The following is an 18,586-nucleotide window of genomic DNA, read 5'->3' on the forward strand; positions in this document are numbered from 1 at the left end:
CTCCTCGAGGAGGGCGGGTCAGGGGTGCGTGGCGCGCCGGGAGTGGCGGCCGTTGCCGGGGGTGGGGCGGAGTACGGCGGGGGCGGCGTAGCGGGCGGCCGGGGCCAGGAGCAGCCAGCCGCGGACCGGGCGTGCCGGCGGGAGGGTGGCGGCCGGGGCCGGGGTGATCAGGCTCATGCGGTGGAGCAGGCCGAGTACCTCACGACGGAAGGCGGAGCGGTGGGCCAGGTGGGCGGGCCGCCACCCCACGCCGGCGCCGTACTCGTCCGCGATGTCGCCGAGGATGCCGTCGATCAGCGCCTCCGGGATCGGCACGCCGACCGCCGCGTCGCCGTCCTCGGGGAGCGGGCGCAGGAGCTCGGCAAGCCGCTCGACCAGGAGCAGCGCGGCGTGCGCCGGGGCGTCGGTGCCGGGCAGCCGGAGATCGGTGAGTTCGCCGGCCGGGTCCAGCAGCGCGACCCCCTCCTTGCGGATCTCCGCGGTGAGGCCCAGGAAGTCGGCGAAGGTCTCCGCCTCCTGCCGGCGGGACTCCCAGAGCCACTCCCGCTCCAGCGCGGTGAGGTCGTGCAGGAGGACGACCGGGGTCTCCGCCAGCCGTCGCCGCACCGCGACCGGGATGCCGGCGTGCCGGTCGGAGCGTTCCGCCGGCTCTGCGGAGGGGAAGTCGGCGCAGCCGACGCTGAGCGCGCAGGCGAGCTGCTGGTCGACGGCCAGCCAGGGCTCGGGGGCGCCGTCGGGGGTGGCGGGGGTGGAGAGGACCTGCCAGGTTGCCAGGACGTCGAGCGCGGCGGCGACGGCCCCCGGGTCGATCGCCGCGGTGAGGGCGGGAGCGCGGACGGCGGAAGCGGGGGCGGTGGGACCGCTGGGGGCGGGCAGGCCGGGGGCGGTGAGGCCCTCGGTGTCCGCGAGTTCGAGGAGGCGGGCGGTCAGTTGTGCCAGCGGCCGGCGGGGCGGCCCGGTGAGGAGCTCGGCCAGAGCCAGCGCCAGAGCCGCGTAGGCCTCGGGCGGGCAGGGCCTGCCGTCGATCTCCAGGCCGCGCAGGGCGTCGGCGCCGGGGTGGGCCTTCAGCAACCGGGCGAAGCCGTCGGTGACCACCAGGGGGTAGCCCAGCAGCGCGTCGAAACGTTCGGTCAGCCAGTCGGCGTGACGCCGGATCAGTGGCAGCGCCTCCGCGTGCGGCCCGGTCGCGGTGACCAGCGGGTGCGCGAGCAGCATCCGTGCCGCCGTGCGGCGCTCCACGCCCAGTGCCGCGTCGGGGCGGTCGCCGGTGGCGGGCAGTTCGGGCTTGCGGTGGCGACCGGCGGTACGCCGTCCGGCGCCGTCCGTGCCGCCCTCGGGCCCGGCCGCGGGGCTCACCGGCCCCTCACCGCAACCGCGGCGCGGGCGGCGCCGGGTCGGCGAACCGCCCGGTTCGCTGGGCTGCGCGGACACCGGCGCCGGCGCCGGGGCGAGCGGCTGACCGACCGTCGGGCCGTGCCACCAGCTCACCTCCGCCAGGTCGGCGGCGTCCTGATCCGGTGCCAGGCCGAAGTGCCGGGCGCTGTAGAGGCCGAAGGCGGCGGCGAAGAGGTCGTGGGCCGCACGGTCGTCGGCCGCACGGGCGAAGCGTCCGGCCAGTCGCAGCAGGCCCGACACCGCGTCCGGCGCCGACCGGGCCAGCGGGCAGCCCTCGGCGGGTTCGTGGGCGCAGCGGGTGCGGGGCAGCACGGCCGGCACCGGCGCGTCGTCCGGTCGGAGGCCGGGCAGCGGGGTTGACGCGGCCTCCGGTTCGAGCGTCAGTACGCCGATCGGACGGAACGGGCCCGGCCGGCCGACGGTCGCGCCGTCACCGAGGGGCCGACCGGCACCGCCCAGCGCTCCGCCCCCGTTCACGCGCCCTCCGCCGTGCCGCCGGGTGCGCTCACCGCCCGGCATGTCCGTCCCGCCTTCATCTTGTCGGGCAATAGCCTAAGACACCCGGACGGGGGCTCAGCCGCTGCCTTGCGGTTGCGGTGCGGTACGACGGCGACACGTGGGGGACGGCCGCGCGGCCACCGGGCTACGCGGGAGTAACATCCCCTTCCCGCTCCGCTGCTCGTCCCCGTATCGTGCCGGGGATGGACGAGCGGGGCTCCGGGCCGGCAACCCGAACCCGCCAAGACCGACCCGGAGGTCCTCCCCCATGCTGAACAGCCTCGCCATCCGCACGACGACGTTCTCGGGCCGCGGCAGCGGACGAGCCCGCGGGCTGCTGGGTGCCTTCGCCGCCACCTCGGCGGCGCACCTGGGCGCGCTGCTGACGGCCGGCCGGGGCGTGGAACGGGCCACCAAGCCGGCGCTGATGCCGCTGCTGGCCGCGCACGTGCTCGGTACCCGGGCCGCCCGCGCCACCGGCGCGGAGGACCCGGGCACGACCGGCGCGGCCCGGCCGCTGGTCCCCGCGCTGCTGGCGAGCGCGGCCGGGGACACCCTGCTGCAGTTCGAGGACGAGAGCGCGTTCCTGGCCGGGATGGGCGCGTTCGCCGCGGCGCACGTCTGCTTCGTCACGATGTTCGCCAAGCAGGGCGCGTTGACCGACCGGCGCCGCACCGCCCTGGTGGCGGCGGCGTACGGGACGGCCTGGGCGGTGATGATCAGTCAGCTCTGGCCGGGGCTGGGCGCGCTGCGGGTGCCGGTGGCCGGCTACAGCCTGCTGCTCGCCGCCACCGCGGTGAGCTCGGCCGGCCTCGGCCCGCGCGGCGGGCTCGGCGGCGGGCTGTTCCTGCTCTCCGACACCCTGATCGCGACCCGGCTGGCGGGCTGGCGGGAGCTGCCGGGGCACGAGTTCTGGATCATGTCCACCTACCTGGCCGCCCAGTACCTGCTGGCCACCGCCGCGCTGCGGGCCGAGGAGCGCTGAGGCGCGGGCCGAGGAGCGCGGACCGTCCCGGTGTCGTACGGTCGGACCCCCGGGGCGGCGAAGGAGGCCCGGGCAGAGAGGCAGGCAGTGCCATGACCACGGACAGCGGCCACGCGTGCCGGGAACCGGACCTCGACCTCGAACTCGTCCATGCGGCCACCCGGGTGGCCGAGACCGCCTGCCACGGTGAGCTGCACACCGTGGCCGCCGCGGCCCGGGCTCGGGACGGCCGGATCGTCACGGGGGTGAACGCCTTCCACTTCACCGGCGGGCCGTGCGCCGAGCTGGTGGTGATCGGCGCCGCGGTGGCGCAGGGCGTCCGCGAGCTGACCGGCATGGTCGCGGTGGCGGACCGCGGCCGCGGGGTGATCCCGCCCTGCGGCCGCTGCCGACAGGTGCTGCTGGACTACTATCCGGAACTCACCGTGATCATCAACACCGGCGGCTGGCTGCGCGGCGTCCCGGTCCGCGAGCTGCTGCCCGAGGCCTACGTCTGGGCCGACCAGGTGTAGGTCCCGGGCCGGTGGGCCGGCGCGCCCGGTGGACTCAGAGCGCCAGGTCGACGACGACCGGCGCGTGGTCCGAGGTGCCCTTGCCCTTGCGGGCCTCCCGGTCGACGTAACTGTCGGTGACCGCGCTCACGAAGGCGGCGTTGCCGTAGGTGAGGTCGATCCGCATGCCGCGGTTCTTCGGGAAGGCCAGCTGGCGGTAGTCCCAGTAGGTGTAGGGCCGGTCGTACTTCAGCGGCCGGGGCAGCACGTCGGCCAGGCCGGCCTCGCGCAGCGCCGCCAGCGCGGCCCGCTCGGCCGGGGTGACGTGGGTGAGGCCCTCGAAGGCGGCCGGGTCGAAGACGTCCTCGTCGGTCGGCGCGACGTTGAAGTCGCCGAGCACCGCGAACGGCCGACCGCCGGCCGCGTCCTCCCGCACGGCGGCCCGGAGCGCCTCGAACCAGTCCAGCTTGTAGCGGAAGTGCGCGTGGTCGACCTCGCGCCCGTTCGGCACGTACACCGACCAGACCCGGACCGGCCCGCAGGTGGCGGCGATGGCGCGCGGCTCCAGGGTCGGCAGCAGCGCGTCGTCGGCCAGGTAGCCGGGCTGGTCGGGGAGGTCACGGACCACGTCGGCGAAGCCCAGCCGGGAGAGGATGGCGACGCCGTTCCACCGGCCCGTCCCGTGCGCCTCGGTCTCGTAGCCGAGCGCGCCGACCTCCTCGTAGGGGAAGGAGTCCGCGGCGCACTTCAGCTCCTGGAGGCACAGCACGTCGGGCTTGGCGCCCTCCAGCCACTCCAGCAGCTTGGGCAGCCGCGCGGTGACGGAGTTGATGTTCCAGGTGGCGATGCGGACGGTCACGGCGGGGCCCTCCCGGGGCGGTGCGGCGGGGCCGGCGCCGGGCTCCCGCCACCGGCCGGCCCCCGGACGGACGGGCACCGGCCGCCTGGCCGGTACCCGTCACCGAATCTACCGCCCGGCACCGACAACGCCGTCCCGCCGGTCGAGCCCTACCGCTCCGCGCGGCTGCGCTTGACCGTGCGGAACCGGCGGGCGACCGACCGGGCCAGGTCGGCGGCGCCGACCAGTCCGGCCTCGTTGCCCAGCGCGGCCCGGGCGAGCTGCGCCTCCGGACGGAAGCCGCGCCCGGTCAGGGTGCGCCGGAAGGCGTCCTGGGCCGGCGCGAGCAGCAGATCGCCGGCGGCCGAGACGCCGCCGCCGATCACGAAGCGCCCGGGGTCCAGCGCGGCGGCCAGGTTGGCCAGGCCGACGCCCAGCCAGGTGCCGATGTCGTGCAGCAGCTCCACCGCCATCGGGTCGCCGGCCTGGGCCGCCTCGGTGACCAACGGGCCGGTGATCGCCGCGACGTCCCCACCGGCCATCGCGAGCAGCGGCTGGGCCACCGGCGACTCGGCGGCCGCCAGCTCGCGCGCCTCGCGGACCAGCGCGTTGCCCGAGGAGTACTGCTCCCAGCAGCCGCGGTTGCCGCACGGGCAGCGGTGTCCGCCCGGCACCACCTGCATGTGCCCGAACTCGCCGGCCAGCCCGTAGCGGCCCCGGTCGACGTAGCCATGCCGGACCACCGCGCCGCCGATCCCGGTGCCCAGGGTGATCATCACCAACAGGTCCTCGCCGCGCCCGGCGCCGAACCGCCACTCTGCCCAGGCCGCCGCGTTGGCGTCGTTCTCGACCACCACCGGGAACTTCAGCCGGTCGCTGAGCGCCTCCCGCAGCGGCTCGTTGCGCCAGTTGAGGTGCGGGGCGAAGAGCACCCGGGAGCGGTCGGCGTCCACCCAGCCGGCCGCGCCGACGCCCACCGCGTGGACGTCGTGCCGGTCGGCCAGCTCCAGCACCAGCTCGACGATGACGTCCTCGACGACCTTGGGGCTCTTGCTCTTGTGCGGGGTCTCGGTGCGCAGCTGTTCGACGATCCTCCCCTCGCCGTCCACCACCCCCGCGACCACCTTGGTGCCGCCGATGTCGATGCCGATCGTGGGCAGCCGCAACACGCTGGCGGGCAGCGGACGGCGGCCACGGCGGTCGGCACCGCGCTGGCCGAGGCCGAGCAGGGCGGGGAGGACGGGCTGGCCGGTCCGGCCTTGGGGGGCGGTCACGACGGCGGTGGCTCCTTCTCGGCGACGACGGGGCGGGAACGACGGACGACTCGGCTGCCATCCTCCCGCGCCGCCCCGGCCGGCAGCAGCCGGGTGCGGCATCCGGGCGGCCCCGGGGCGGCTCGCGGGCGGCAGCCAGGTAGTCCGCTGAGTACTTTCTGGGCCCGTGCAGGGGACTCGGTCGCAAAGATGACAGACTAGGGCGGCCGCATTCAGTGGATTCTCATGCCCGCGTGATCTTCCTCTCAGGTTCCGCTCAGGTTCAGCGGCAACCGATCACGCGTTCACGACCGTCCACTCCAGTGGTAAGCGCACCGGGCAAGCGGCGTCCGGGGCGGCTGGCGACCCGGATACGAGAACTCCTGATGCAACTGACAGGCAAGCCCTTCCTGATCCTCACGATCCTGCTGGTACCCGTCTCCATCGTGGTGGCCATGCTGCTGTGGGGGCGGGTCCGCGGCTCCAGGGTGGTGCAGGCCCTGGCCCGGCTGATCATGCTGCTGTTCTGCCAGGCCACCGCGGTGACGCTGGTCTTCGTCCTGGTGAACAACGCCAACCTGCTCTACGGCAGCTGGGACGACCTGCTCGGCAGCGACAGCCACGTCCGCTCGGTGTCCGCCCCGCCGGCCGACGCGGGCGCCGGCGGCGCGGACGCCAAGGCCCAGCCCAAGGTGCTGCAGCAGTTCAAGGCGATCGACGACCCGGCCGTGCCGAGCGACGTGCAGACCACCGACCTGAAGGGCCGGCTGTCCGGGGTCGACGGCGAGGTCAACGTCTGGCTGCCGCCGCAGTACAACGACCCCGCGTACAGGGACAAGAAGTTCCCGGTGGTCGAGCTGCTCCCGGGCTTCCCGGGCTCCTCGAAGACCTGGTTCGGCACCCTGAAGGTGTCCGAGCAGCTCAAGCCGCTGATGCAGTCCGGCCAGGTGGCGCCGTTCATCCTGGTCTCGCCGCGCACCCAGCTGCTCGGCACCGGCACCGACAGCGGCTGCGCGGACGTGCCGGGCAAGATCAACGCGGACACCTGGCTCTCCCGGGACGTGCCGCAGATGATCCTGGACAACTTCCGGGCCGACCCGTCCGCGAGCCGCTGGGCGGTGGCCGGCTACTCGGCCGGGGCGCACTGCGCCAGCCGGCTGGCGCTGGAGCACCCCGACCGCTACCGCGCGGGCATCAGCATGTCCGGCTACAACGACCCGGCCGCCGAGCCGGACTCGCTGACCGCCAAGGACCCGCACCTGCGCGAGATCGCCAACCCGCTCTACGTGCTGACCCACGCCGCCACCCCGCCGAACGTCGCGCTCTACGAGGCCGGGGACGCGGGCGACGGCTACGAGGCCGGTCAGGCGCTGGCCAAGGCGGCCAAGGCGCCGACCACGGTGACGGTGGTCGAGACCACCGGCCCGCACACCCCGGCACTGTGGAAGCCGATGGTCCCCCAGGTGTTCAAGTGGCTGACCGGGATCATCCCCGCCCAGCCCTGATCACCCCGTCCTGATCGCCAGATCCTGACCGGTCGTCGGCCCGACGTCCGGTCAGGCCAGTTCCAGGGCCAGGTAGAAGTCCACCCGGTCCTCCAGCCGGGACAGGTCACGGCCGGTCAGCTCCTCGATCCGGCCGATCCGGTAGCGCAGCGTGTTGACGTGCACGTGCAGCTGGGCGGCGCAGCGGGTCCACGAGCCGTCCGAACGGAGGAACGCCTCCAGGGTGCGCACCAGGTCCGCCTGGTGCTCGATGTCGTAGCCGATCACCTTGTCCAGCAGCCGGCTGCGGAACGCCCGGCGCACCTCGTCCGGCACGGCGGCCAGCAGCAGCACGTGCGAAGCCAGCTCCTCCGGGCCGGAGACGCAGACCCGGCCGACCCGGGCGGCGGCGATCCGCCGCGCGTGCCGGGCTTCCTCCAGCGCACCGCGCAGCCCGCCGGCCTCCAGCGCGGGCGCCGAGACGCCGACGGTGATCCGGCCCTCCGAGCCGAGCCCGGCCTCCAGCGGCGCCAGCAGGTCGCGCAGCGCGTCGGCGGGCACCGCGGCCTCCAGCGCCGGCATCACGACCACCGCTGAGGTGCCGGTGCCGGCCACCAGCGCCCGGTCGGTGGTGTCGGTCAGCGCCTCCTCCAGGATGGTCCGCACCGCGCCGTCCGGCAGACCGGTGCCCTCCGCGCTGAGCACCAGCCAGGAGGTGTCCGACACCGGGGTCCTGGGCACCGCGCCCTCGTACTTGGCGGCCATCGCCGAGGAGGCGTGCAGGGTGCGGCTGATCTCGGCCGGGTCGGCGTCGCGCTGCAGCAGGGTCAGCACCTCGTCGGCCAGCCGGCGGCGCAGCCGGCGCCCCTCGTCCCGTCGGGTGCGCTCGGCTGCCACCAGCCGGGACAGGTTCTCGGCGAGCTGCTGGCGCTTGGTGGTCCACTCGGTGACGTCGCCGGCGATCGCCAGCACCCAGTCGGAGAGCGGCGCCTCGTCCTCCGGATCGACGGCGGCGGGCAGCAGCGAGTACGAGCCGGAGGCCAGCCGGGCCCGGTGCGGCGGGCGGCGGCGCTGCCGCTGGGCCGCCAGGTGGGCGCGGACCAGCTGCTCGCGGTCCTCGGCGCCGAGGTGCTCGGCGGGGCCGGCCACCACCCGGCCGGTCGGGGTGAGCACCCAGCAGTCCAGGTCGAGGTCGCCGCCGAGCAGGTTGAGCACGGCGTCCAGACCGCCGCCGCCGGCCGCGGTGACCAGCAGCCGGTGCCGGTCGACCAGGGCGGCCAGGTCGGCGGCCCGGTCGGCGGAGACCTGGCGGCCGATGAACTCGGTCAGCGTGCTGAAGGCGATGTCGTCGGGGACCGCCAGCAGCGGCATCCGGTGCCGGCGGCAGGCGTCGATCAGGTCCTCGGGGACCGGCCCGACCTCGGCCTCGCCCGCCGCCAGGGCGACCGCCCCGCCGGCCGCCAGGGTACGGACGAACCGCTCGGAGTCCTCCGGCGCGGCGCGCCACAGCATCCCGGTCAGCACCAGCTCGCCCCCGTGCAGGTAGCGGCCCGGGTCGTGCAGGTCCGTGGTCATGACGCCGCTGACCTGTCGGTCGAGCTCGTCCTCGGCGGCGAGCAACCGAAGTCTCGGGGCTCCGGGGGCGAGCAGGTCACGGACGCGCATCCGCGGACTCCTTGTCTGGGCTTGTGGGGGCCGGAGGGGGTCGGTCGTGGGGGTGGGAGCGGGGATGGGGCGGGCTGCGGTGAGCGCAGCGTGGGGTGGTCGCCGCAGGTGAGGGGGCTCACAGTGTGCCCGAATCCGGGCCTTCGGTGTTACGTATCAGCGCTCCGCGGGGTCACGGGGCCGTCGCTTCGTCATCACGGCCGGATTACGGTCGTATGGGGCGGCTGGAAAACCGCTCAGCTGGGCATTCATTGCCCTTAGAGGAACGTACAGGATGCCGGGCGACCCCGGCGCACGGGCTTCATGCCATCGGTGACTGCCTCCGGACGGCCGAACGGGAGTTCACTGGCCACACGCCGCCGGACACACCCCGGTGACCAGGACCCGACGCCGCGGCAACGCTCCGGTGCCGAGTCCGAACACCGAAGGTGTGGACTCTCGCGCCGAGGCCCCCGAACGGGCGAAGCCCTGCGGAGTCCGGGCACGGTGCCCAAAGGTTCGATTGGCGACGACTTGAGGAGACACCCGCATGGAGTTCCTGCGGCCCGCTACCTGGGACGAGGCGCTCGCGGCGAAGGCTGAGTACCCGACCGCGCTGCCGATCTCCGGTGGCACGGACGTGATGGTCGAGATGAATTTCGACGTGCACCGGCCGTCCGCGCTGCTCGACCTGAACCGCGTGACTGAGCTGTCCGAGTGGTCCATCACCGATGACGTGGTGAGACTGGGCGCCTCGGTGCCCTACACCCGGATCATCGAGGAGCTCTCCGGCCCCCTGCCGGGTCTGGCACTCGCGGCCCACACCGTCGGCTCGCCGCAGATCCGCAACCGCGGCGGGGTCGGCGGGAACCTGGGCGGCGCCTCGCCGGCCGGTGACGCGCACCCAGCGCTGCTGGCCGCCGGTCGGGACGTGTTCGTCGAGGCGCACTCGGTGCGTGGCACCCGGCTGATCCCGATCGACGAGTTCTACGTCGGGGTGAAGCGCAACAGCCTGGAGCAGGACGAGCTGATCCGCGCGGTGCGCATCCCGGTGGCGGACGGGCCGCAGCAGTTCTCGAAGATCGGCACCCGCAACGCGATGGTGATCGCGGTCTGCGCGTTCGGCTTCGCGCTGCACCCCAGGACCGGCACCGTCGGAACGGGCATCGGTTCGGCCGCCCCCACGCCGCGCCGTGCCGTCGAGGCGGAGGAGTACCTGCAGGGCGTGCTCGCCGAGCGCGGCCTGTGGGAGTCCGGCGAACTGCTGGGCACCGAGGTGATCCAGCGGTTCGGCGAGCTGGTCAAGGCCGCCGCCTCCCCGATCGACGACGTCCGGGGCACCGCCGACTACCGGCGGCACTCGCTGGCCGTGATGGCCCGGCGCACGCTGACCTGGACCTGGAACGACTACGGCAAGCAGATCAGGAGCGCGGCATGAGGGTCACTTTCACCGCCAACGGCAAGCCGGTCGAGGCGGATGACGTGTGGGAGGGCGAGAGCCTGCTCTACGTGCTGCGCGAGCGGGTGGGCCTGCCGGGCTCCAAGAACGCCTGCGAGCAGGGCGAGTGCGGCTCGTGCACGGTCTACCTGGACGGCACGCCGGTCTGTTCGTGTCTGGTCGCGGCCGGTCAGGTGCAGGGCCGCGAGGTCCGCACGGTCGAGGGCCTGGCCGACGAGAGCGGCCTGGACCCGGTACAGCAGGCGTTCATCGACGCCGGCGCCGTGCAGTGCGGTTTCTGCACCCCGGGCCTGCTGGTCCAGACCCACGCGCTGCTGGACCGTGACCCCCAGCCGAGTGACACCGACATCCGTGAGGCGCTGAGCGGCAACCTGTGCCGCTGCACCGGCTACGAGAAGATCATGGACGCGGTGCGGCTGGCGTCCGCCCGCAAGTGCCAGAAGGCGGGGTCCACGGAATGAGCACGCGCACCATCCAGGGTCAGAAGAACCTGCAGGACATCACCACCGGCAGCCCGGACGGCATCGGCGGCTCGCCACTGCGCCCGGACGGCACGCTGAAGGTCAGGGGCGAGTTCGCGTACTCCTCGGACATGTGGCACGAGGACATGCTGTGGGGGATGGCGCTGCGCTCACCGCACCCGCGCGCCAACATCCTCTCGGTGGACGTCTCCGAGGCGCTCAAGGTGCCCGGCGTCCACGCGGTGCTCACCCACGAGGACATCCCCGGCTCCAAGTTCTACGGCCTGGAGATCCAGGACCAGCCGGCGCTGGCGATCGACAAGGTCCGCTACCACGGTGAGGCGATCGCCCTGGTCGCCGCCGACCACCCGGAGACGGCCCGCCGCGCGGTGAAGAAGATCAAGGTCGAGTACGAGGTGCTCACCCCGATCGTCACCGAGGAGCAGTGCCTCAACCCGGAGAAGTACGGGTACGTGCACGAGCCGCACGAGTACAAGTCGCACGGCTCCGGCAACGTCGTGCACTCGCAGAAGCTGGTCTCCGGTCTGGGCGTGACCGACGAGGTGCGGGCGATGGCGGACGTCGTCGTCAGGGGCGAGTACCAGGTCGGCATGCAGGACCAGGCCTTCCTCGGCCCGGAGTCCGGCCTGGCGGTGCCGGCCGAGGACGGCGGCATCGACCTCTACATCGCCACCCAGTGGCTGCACGTGGACCGCCAGCAGATGGCCCCGGTGCTGGCACTGCCGGAGGAGAAGGTCCGGCTCACCCTGGCCGGCGTCGGCGGCGCGTTCGGCGGCCGCGAGGACCTGTCGATGCAGATCCACGCCTGCCTGCTGGCGCAGCGCACCGGCAAGCCGGTCAAGATCGTCTACTCCCGCGACGAGTCGTTCTTCGGCCACGTGCACCGTCACCCGGCCAGGATGACCTACGAGCACGGCGCCACCCGGGACGGCAAGCTGGTCTTCGCCGACGCCCGGATCGTGCTGGACGGCGGTGCCTACGCCTCCGCCTCGCCCGCCGTGGTCGGCAACGCCGCCTCGCTGGGCCACGGCCCGTACGTGATCCCGAACGTACGGATGGAGGCCATCGCCCTCTACAGCAACAACCCCTCCTGCGGCGCGATGCGCGGCTTCGGCGCGGTCCAGGCCTGCTTCGGCTACGAGTCGCAGATGGACAAGCTGGCCGCCGAACTGGGCATGGACCCGGTCGAGCTGCGACAGCTCAACGCGATGTCCGAGGGCGACCACATGCCCACCGGCCAGCTGATCGACTCGCCGGCCCCGGTCGCCGAACTGCTGCAGCGGGTCAAGGACATGCCGCTGCCGCCGCCGCTGGACCTGGACAACCTGGACATCCGTGAGGTCCCCGGCGCGCTCTCCAACACCTCGCACGGCGAGGGCATCGTGCGCGGCATCGGCTACTCGGTCGGCATCAAGAACGTCGGCTTCTCCGAGGGCTTCGACGACTACTCCACCGCCCGGGTCCGCCTGGAGGTGATCGGCGGCGAGCCGGTCGCCATGGTGCACACCGCGATGGCCGAGGTCGGCCAGGGCGGCGTCACCGTGCACGGCCAGATCGCCCGCACCGAGCTGGGCGTCGAGAAGGTCACCATCCACCCGGCCAACACCGAGGTCGGCTCGGCCGGTTCCACCTCCGCCTCCCGGCAGACCTACATGACCGGCGGCGCGGTCAAGCTGGCCGCCGAGGCCGTCAAGCAGGCACTGATCGCCAAGGGCCGCCAGCGCTACGGCTGGACCCGGAACGACATCACGCTGACCGGCGGCAAGGTGGTCTCCGAGTCGGCGGGCGTGCTGGTCACGATGGTCGACCTGCTCGGCGACGACGCGATCGACCTGACCCGCGAACACCACCACCGCCCGACCGTCCCGTTCGACAAGGAGACCGGACAGGGCTTCGGCCACGTCCAGTACACCTTCTGCGCCAACCGCGCGGTGGTCGACGTCGACGTCGAGCTCGGCCTGGTCAAGGTCGTCGAGCTGACCGCCGCCCAGGACGTCGGCAAGGCGCTCAACCCGCTCTCGGTGATCGGCCAGATCCAGGGCGGCTGCACCCAGGGCCTGGGCCTCGCGGTGATGGAGGAGATCATCGTCACGGACGGCAAGGTGCGCAACGCCTCCTTCACCGACTACCTGATCCCCACCATCCTGGACGTCCCGCCGATCCCGGTCGACATGCTCGAACTGCCCGACCCCAACGCCCCGTACGGGCTGCGCGGCGTCGGCGAGGCCCCGACGGTGTCCTCCACCCCGTCGATCGTGGCCGCCATCCGGGCCGCCACCGGCATCGCCCTCAACCGGGTGCCGGTCCGCCCCGAGCACCTCACCGGGACGCTCTAGGCAGCACCCCCAACCTCCCCGGGGCGGCGGCCAGTCTTCCCCCGCCGCCCCGGGGCCGCTCCACCCCACCCACGACAACAGATCCAGGCAAGACTGTTGTGCATCAATCCGCTGCCTCTCCCACGCCGGGGCTCTGCAGCGGTGCGCACCACCCCAACGCACCGCGGGCACCACAGAGTGCGCCTCGTGAGTCGAACAAGTCCCCCTCCTGTCGTCCCCAACCGACAGCCAGGTCGACTCGCCCACCCCAATCCCCTATGACACTTGGGAGTGGACATGACCCGGATCCCCACGGACCCCGGCACCACTGAAGAGATTCCCGCCCAGGCCGGCACCCCCACGCAGGCCGAGGCACCCGCGCCGGACCCGGTCCCGAAGAACGCCCTGGACGCGTACTTCAAGATCTCGGCCAGAGGGTCGACCTTCGGCGACGAGCTCAGAGGTGGCCTCACCACCTTCATGGCGATGGCCTACATCGTCCTGCTCAACCCGATCATCCTGAGCGGCGCGGACGTCACCGGCGCCAAGCTCGACCACGCGCAGCTCACCACCGCGACGGCACTCGCCGCGGCCGTGACCACGATCCTGCTGGGCGTGGTCGGCAACGCGCCGCTGGCCGCCGCCGCCGGCCTCTCGGTCTCCGGCGCGGTCTCCGCCCTGGTCGTGCCGCACACCACCTGGGCGCAGGCCTTCGGCCTCTGCGTCATCTACGGCCTGCTGATCGTGCTGCTGGTCGTCTCCGGCCTGCGCGAGAAGATCATGAACGGCATCCCACTGCCGCTCAAGCACGCCATCACCATCGGCATCGGCCTCTTCGTGGCGCTGATCGGCCTGGTCAAGTCCGGCTTCGTGCACACCGGCGGGCCCACCCCGGTCTCCCTCGGGCCCTTCGGCGAGCTGGCCGGCTGGCCGGTGGTCTGCTTCGCGGTGACACTGCTGACGATCTTCGTCCTGCTGGCCCGCAACGTCCGCGGCGCGATCCTGATCGGCATCGCCTCCGGCACCGTCTTCGCGTTCGTCGTCAACCAGGTCGCCCACCTGCCCGCCAAGGCCTGGGCCAGCTCGGCGCCGGTCTGGCCGGGCAGCCCGGTCTCCGCGCCGGACTTCGGCCTCTTCGGCCGCGTGGACCTGTTCGGCGCCTTCGGTGGCAAGGGCCTGGGTGCGATCAGCGCCTCGGTCGCGGTCTTCACCCTGGTGCTGGCCGGCTTCTTCGACGCGATGGCCACCATCATCGGCGTCGGCACCGAGGCCGGGCTGGCCGACGAGCAGGGCCGGATGCCCGGCCTGAGCAAGGCCCTGTTCGTCGACGGCACCGGCGGCATCATCGGCGGGCTGGCGGGTGCCTCCGGCCAGACGGTCTTCGTGGAGTCCGCCACCGGCGTCGGCGAGGGCGCGCGGACCGGCCTCTCCTCGGTGGTCACCGGCGGCGTGTTCGCCCTGATGCTCTTCTTCTCCCCGCTGGCCGGGATCGTGCCGGTCGAGGTCGCCTCCGCGGCACTGGTCGTCATCGGCTCGATGATGATGAGTCAGGCCCGGCACATCGACTGGGCGGACCGCGAGGTGGCCATTCCGGCCTTCCTGACCTGCGTGCTGATGCCCTTCACCTACAGCATCACCGCGGGTGTCGCCGCCGGCGTGATCTCCTATGTGGTGATCAAGGCGGGCAGGGGCAAGTGGCGCGAGCCCGGTCCGCTGATGTGGATTCTGACCGCGGTGTTCGTCGTGTACTTCGCGCTGACGCCGATCAAGGAATGGCTCGGCGTGCACTGATCGGTCACCCGCCGCGGTACGGGGGTCGACGACCCCCGTACCGCGCTCACTGCTTCTCCCCGACCACCCCCGCACAGACGACAGGAGCACCGGACATGCAGGACATCGCCGAGCAGTTGCACGCCTGGCACGCCACCGGGCGCTCCTTCGCGGTCGCCACCGTGGTCGGCGTCTTCGGCAGCGCGCCGCGCGACCCGGGCGCGGCACTGGCCGTGGACGCCGCGGGCGAGGCGATCGGCAGCGTCTCCGGCGGGTGCGTGGAGGGCGCCGTGTACGAGCTGTGCCAGGAGGCGATCGTCTCCGGCGAGCCGGTGCTGGAGCGCTTCGGCTACAGCGACGAGGACGCCTTCGCGGTGGGTCTGACCTGCGGCGGCATCCTCGACGTGTTCGTCCAGCCGGTCGTGCCGGGCGCCGATGCGGCGATCGACGCCGGCATCGCCTACATCGCCTCCGGCACGCCGGTCGCGCTGGTCCGGGTGATCGAGGGTCCGGCCGGGCTGCTCGGCGCCACCGTCGCGGTCACCGCCAATGCCCACCACGGCACGCTCCGCCCCACGCCGTCCGCCCTCACCACGACCGGCGCGCTGGAGCGTTCGGCGGTCGCCGAGGCACGGGCCATACTGGACGCCGGCCGGACCGGCCGGGTGGTGCTCGCGCTGGACGGCCGCCCGTGCGACCCCACCGCGCAGGGGACCGTCACCTTCTTCGTCGAGTCGTACGTGCCGGCGCCGCGCATGATCGTCTTCGGCGCGATCGACTTCGCCGCCGCGGTGGTGCGGGTCGGCAAGTTCCTCGGCTACCACGTGACGGTCTGCGACGCCCGCCCGGTCTTCGCCACCGAGCGCCGGTTCCCGGACGCGGACCAGGTGGTGGTCGACTGGCCGCACCGCTACCTGGACACCCAGCTCGATCTGATCGACGGGCGGACGGTGCTGTGCGTGCTCACCCACGACGCCAAGTTCGACATCCCACTGCTGGAGCGCGCACTGCGGCTGCCGGTCGGCTTCGTCGGCGCGATGGGCTCGCGCCGCACCCACCTGGACCGCAACGAACGCCTGCGCGAGGTGGGCCTGACCGAGACCGAGATCGCCCGGCTGCGCTCGCCGATCGGCCTCGACCTGGGCGCCCGCACCCCGGAGGAGACCGCCGTCGCGGTGGCGGCCGAGATCGTCGCCTCCCGCCGCGGCGGCGGCTGCCTCCCGCTCTCGGCCGGAAACGGCCCGATCCACCACGACCTCGACGGGGTGGCGGCGCCCAAGGGCCGGCGCCGGGTCGCCTGACCCGCGCGGCCCCGGCGGCCTGACACCTGGCAAACCGGCGCCCGTGATCAGAGGTCGGCCAGGAGGCCGGAGCACCCACTCCCCCGTCGGCTCGCACGTGCGTGCAGGACGCCTCACCCTGATGCCCGATGATGGCGCAGTGCGAAATGCAGATCAGTACGGCGGCGCCGCCGACGCCGCCGGCCCGCCGGAGCCATCCGCGGCACCGACGCCAGAGACATCGACGCCGGCTCTCGCGGAAGCCGTCCGGGCCGCGCAGGAAGGGGACGAGGAGGCCTTCCGCCTGCTGTTCCGCGCCGTCCAGCCTCCGCTGCTGCGCTACCTGAGAGTGCTGGTCGGCGGCGACGGCTCGGACGCCGAGGACGTCGCCTCGGAGACCTGGCTGCAGATCGCCCGGGATCTCCACACCTTCCGCGGTGACACCGACGGGTTCCGCGGCTGGGCCGCCACCATCGGCCGGCACCGCGCGATGGACCACCTGCGTGCCAAGCGCCGCCGACCCACCAGCGACCTGCCGGTCGAGGAGCTGCTCGACCTCCCGGCCCGGGACGACACCGAGGGCGCGGTGCTCACCGCCGCGGGCACCCGGGAGGCGCTGGCGCTGATCGCCGGGCTGCCGCGGGACCAGGCCGAGGCGGTACTGCTGCGCGTGGTGATGCAGTTGGACGCCGAGAGCGCGGCCCGAGTGCTGGGCAAGCGGGCCGGCACCGTCCGGATGGCCGCCCACCGCGGGCTGCGCAGGCTCGCCAAACTGCTCGAATCGCGCGGTGCGGTACCCGGCCAGCGGGCCACGGCGGAGTCCTCACGGACGGCGGCGGAGCCCTCCCGACAGTCGACCGGGCCCTCCCGGAAAAGTTCTGCCGAAAATTCTTCCGAAGGTGTGACACCGCCCGGAGCTCCGACGCTGAAGGACATGAGATGAGCACCAACCGATCCCGTCGGATCGACCGAGACGCCGCCGAGCAGCTGCTCACCGGCGCCGCGGACGGTACGCAGGGCGGTCGGGACGCCCTCGCCGATCTGCTCGCCGCCGCGGCCGGCCCTGCCACCGCGACCGAGCTGGCCGGGGAGGAGGCGGCCCTGGCCGCGTTCCGGGAGGCGGCCCATCTCAGCCCCGGCTCCGCCGACCCGACCGTCCGCCCGACCAGCAGCACCCAGCCCGCCACCCGCCAGCCCCGGAGGCCTTGGATGACCAGTTGCGCACCGGCGCGCTTCCTCAGCGCCAAGGTCGCCGTGGTCGCGCTCGCGGCGACCGCCGTCGGTGGCGTCGCCATGGCGGCCGGGGGCGGGTACCTGCCCACCGTGCTGGGTGGTTCGCCCGACGACACGGTGTCCGACAGCGCCGCGGCCATCGCCTCGGCGCGGCCCAGTGGGCGCGCGGTCGACCGTCCGGACCGGTCGACCAGGCCGCCGGCGGCCGACCAGGTGCCCGGTGACCGGGCGTCGGCCCAGCTGCTGGCCGGACTCTGCCTGGCCTGGGCCGAGCCGGGCCAGGCCACCGCAGACTCCCGGTTCGAGCCGCTGACGCGCGCGGCGGGCGGCCCGAACCGGGTCCGGGACTTCTGCGCGGACCTCCTCGCGTCCCCGAGCCCCGCGGTCGGGCCCGCTCCGGGTTCGGCCGGCACGCCCTCGGCCGGCTCGTCCGCGGGCGCTTCGAGCAGGCCGGCCGGTTCCGCCGGTCCGTCCCCGAGCGCCACCTCCGACCACGACGGTGGCTCAGGCACTCCCGTCGACCCCGGTGGCACCGTCCATGACGGTCACGGCCACGGCGGCGGCCCGGGCAACCACCCCGACCCGGGCGGCCCGGACCAGGGCGGCCAGGGCACCAGTCGTCCCACGGTGGGCGGCGGGCTGCCCGTGCTGATCCCGCCCACGCCCCAACTCCCGGCCCTGCTCGGCATCGTAGGGGGCAGCCGGTAACCAGCGGAACACCCACGAACTCCGGACGGATGGCGGTCTCCCCGGACACGCCATCCGGCCGGATCACCGGCAGCCCCGACTGTGCATGAGTTGGCTGCCGGCCACCGGAGCGGTGGCGGACTCCCCCGGGTCCACCACCGACCCGTGGTACGCCTGGGCTCGGTCCGGCAGGGGTCGGCCGGACCGAGCCCGGGCCCCATGGCGTCCCGTCGACGCGTCCCGTCGGCCCCACGGTCACCGTCTGGCCCTGCCACCCGCCAGGGTCACCGGGTCACCGCGAATCCCACCCATGGCGGGCAGCCTGACGAGTGACCAGAAGTTGCCCTGCGTGTATGGTGCGGTGAGCGCCCGAACTCCGGCTTCCAGCAAGGAGATCGTGTGCACCTGGAGAAGATCTTGTCATGCTCTTGACATTGAGCCTTCGCCATCTTCGAACGTGCTGGTCGGAGGGGCTGGCGTGGCGGCTTTCCGGGGTGCTCGTGCTGGTCGTGGGCAAGAGTCTGCCGTCTTGATCGTCTGACGGGCCGGTTTCGCCGGTTCCTCCGCGTGCCGGGCCTGGTGAGGCCTACGATCCGGCTCATGGTGGAGTCCGAGATCGCGGAACGGATCGCCGCGCGACGCGCGGAACTGGACGAACTCGAAGAACAGCTGGCCAGACAGCTCGCGGAGGTCCGGGCCGAGCGCGACGAACTCGCCATCGCGGAACGGGTCTGGCAGCGGATGGCCGAACAGCTCGCCGCCGAGACGGCCG

General features: G+C 73.6%; 14 protein-coding genes. 10 read left to right on the forward strand and 4 right to left on the reverse strand.

All coding sequences use genetic code 11. The features are described from left to right. Nucleotides 1–18: 18 nt before the first annotated feature. Nucleotides 19–1,872, reverse strand: a complete 1,854-nt coding sequence (locus ACZ38L_RS06960) for a DUF2398 family protein (RefSeq protein WP_465689976.1) — start codon at nucleotides 1,870–1,872, stop codon at nucleotides 19–21. Between the two features lie 289 nt (nucleotides 1,873–2,161). Here ACZ38L_RS06960 and ACZ38L_RS06965 point away from each other — a divergent pair, with 289 nt between their 5' ends. Next, entirely contained in the window at nucleotides 2,162–2,878 is a 717-nt protein-coding gene (locus tag ACZ38L_RS06965) for a lysoplasmalogenase (protein WP_465689978.1), read from the forward strand. Between the two features lie 92 nt (nucleotides 2,879–2,970). Beyond that, nucleotides 2,971–3,390: a cytidine deaminase family protein gene (locus tag ACZ38L_RS06970; RefSeq protein WP_465689980.1), complete on the forward strand. Its 420-nt coding sequence runs from the start codon at nucleotides 2,971–2,973 to the stop codon at nucleotides 3,388–3,390. A gap of 34 nt (nucleotides 3,391–3,424) precedes the next feature. Here ACZ38L_RS06970 and ACZ38L_RS06975 read toward each other — a convergent pair whose 3' ends face one another. Together ACZ38L_RS06975 and ACZ38L_RS06980 are read right to left on the reverse strand one after the other, a co-directional pair. After that, complete coding sequence (locus tag ACZ38L_RS06975; RefSeq protein ID WP_465689982.1) at nucleotides 3,425–4,228, reverse strand: exodeoxyribonuclease III; 804 nt, start codon at nucleotides 4,226–4,228, stop codon at nucleotides 3,425–3,427. A 149-nt stretch (nucleotides 4,229–4,377) separates the two neighbouring features. Further along, nucleotides 4,378–5,481, reverse strand: a complete 1,104-nt coding sequence (locus tag ACZ38L_RS06980; RefSeq protein WP_465689984.1) for an ROK family glucokinase — start codon at nucleotides 5,479–5,481, stop codon at nucleotides 4,378–4,380. 365 nt (nucleotides 5,482–5,846) lie between these two features. Between ACZ38L_RS06980 and ACZ38L_RS06985 the strand changes: the two genes are divergently transcribed. Next, entirely contained in the window at nucleotides 5,847–6,965 is a 1,119-nt protein-coding gene (locus ACZ38L_RS06985; protein ID WP_465689986.1) for an alpha/beta hydrolase, read from the forward strand. A gap of 51 nt (nucleotides 6,966–7,016) precedes the next feature. On the opposite strand, the gene ACZ38L_RS06990 is transcribed toward ACZ38L_RS06985, so the two are convergent. Then, the gene (locus tag ACZ38L_RS06990; protein WP_465689988.1) at nucleotides 7,017–8,609 is read right to left on the reverse strand and encodes a PucR family transcriptional regulator; all 1,593 of its coding nucleotides are present in this window, start codon (nucleotides 8,607–8,609) and stop codon (nucleotides 7,017–7,019) included. Nucleotides 8,610–9,138: 529 nt separating this feature from the next. Here ACZ38L_RS06990 and ACZ38L_RS06995 point away from each other — a divergent pair. From ACZ38L_RS06995 to ACZ38L_RS07025, 7 genes are all read left to right on the forward strand, one after another. Then, entirely contained in the window at nucleotides 9,139–10,026 is an 888-nt protein-coding gene (locus ACZ38L_RS06995; RefSeq protein ID WP_465689990.1) for an FAD binding domain-containing protein, read from the forward strand. Continuing rightward, nucleotides 10,023–10,508, forward strand: a complete 486-nt coding sequence (locus tag ACZ38L_RS07000; RefSeq protein ID WP_396562118.1) for a (2Fe-2S)-binding protein — start codon at nucleotides 10,023–10,025, stop codon at nucleotides 10,506–10,508. The genes ACZ38L_RS06995 and ACZ38L_RS07000 overlap by 4 nt, the downstream gene beginning before the upstream one ends. Continuing rightward, nucleotides 10,505–12,865: a xanthine dehydrogenase subunit D gene (gene pucD, locus ACZ38L_RS07005; protein WP_465689993.1), complete on the forward strand. Its 2,361-nt coding sequence runs from the start codon at nucleotides 10,505–10,507 to the stop codon at nucleotides 12,863–12,865. Before ACZ38L_RS07000 ends, pucD begins: the two co-directional genes overlap by 4 nt. 276 nt (nucleotides 12,866–13,141) lie before the next feature. Further along, nucleotides 13,142–14,635: an NCS2 family permease gene (locus ACZ38L_RS07010; RefSeq protein WP_465689995.1), complete on the forward strand. Its 1,494-nt coding sequence runs from the start codon at nucleotides 13,142–13,144 to the stop codon at nucleotides 14,633–14,635. 95 nt (nucleotides 14,636–14,730) lie between these two features. After that, nucleotides 14,731–15,915, forward strand: coding sequence for an XdhC family protein (locus ACZ38L_RS07015; RefSeq protein WP_465689997.1), 1,185 nt, complete (start codon nucleotides 14,731–14,733; stop codon nucleotides 15,913–15,915). A 139-nt stretch (nucleotides 15,916–16,054) separates the two neighbouring features. After that, the gene (locus ACZ38L_RS07020) at nucleotides 16,055–16,837 is read left to right on the forward strand and encodes an RNA polymerase sigma factor (RefSeq protein ID WP_465689999.1); all 783 of its coding nucleotides are present in this window, start codon (nucleotides 16,055–16,057) and stop codon (nucleotides 16,835–16,837) included. Further along, on the forward strand, nucleotides 16,834–17,835 hold the full coding sequence (locus ACZ38L_RS07025; RefSeq protein WP_465690001.1) for a hypothetical protein: 1,002 nt from the start codon (nucleotides 16,834–16,836) through the stop codon (nucleotides 17,833–17,835). Before ACZ38L_RS07020 ends, ACZ38L_RS07025 begins: the two co-directional genes overlap by 4 nt. The last annotated feature ends 751 nt before the right edge of the window (nucleotides 17,836–18,586 follow it).

The organism is Kitasatospora sp. NPDC024654 (genome assembly GCF_055559155.1).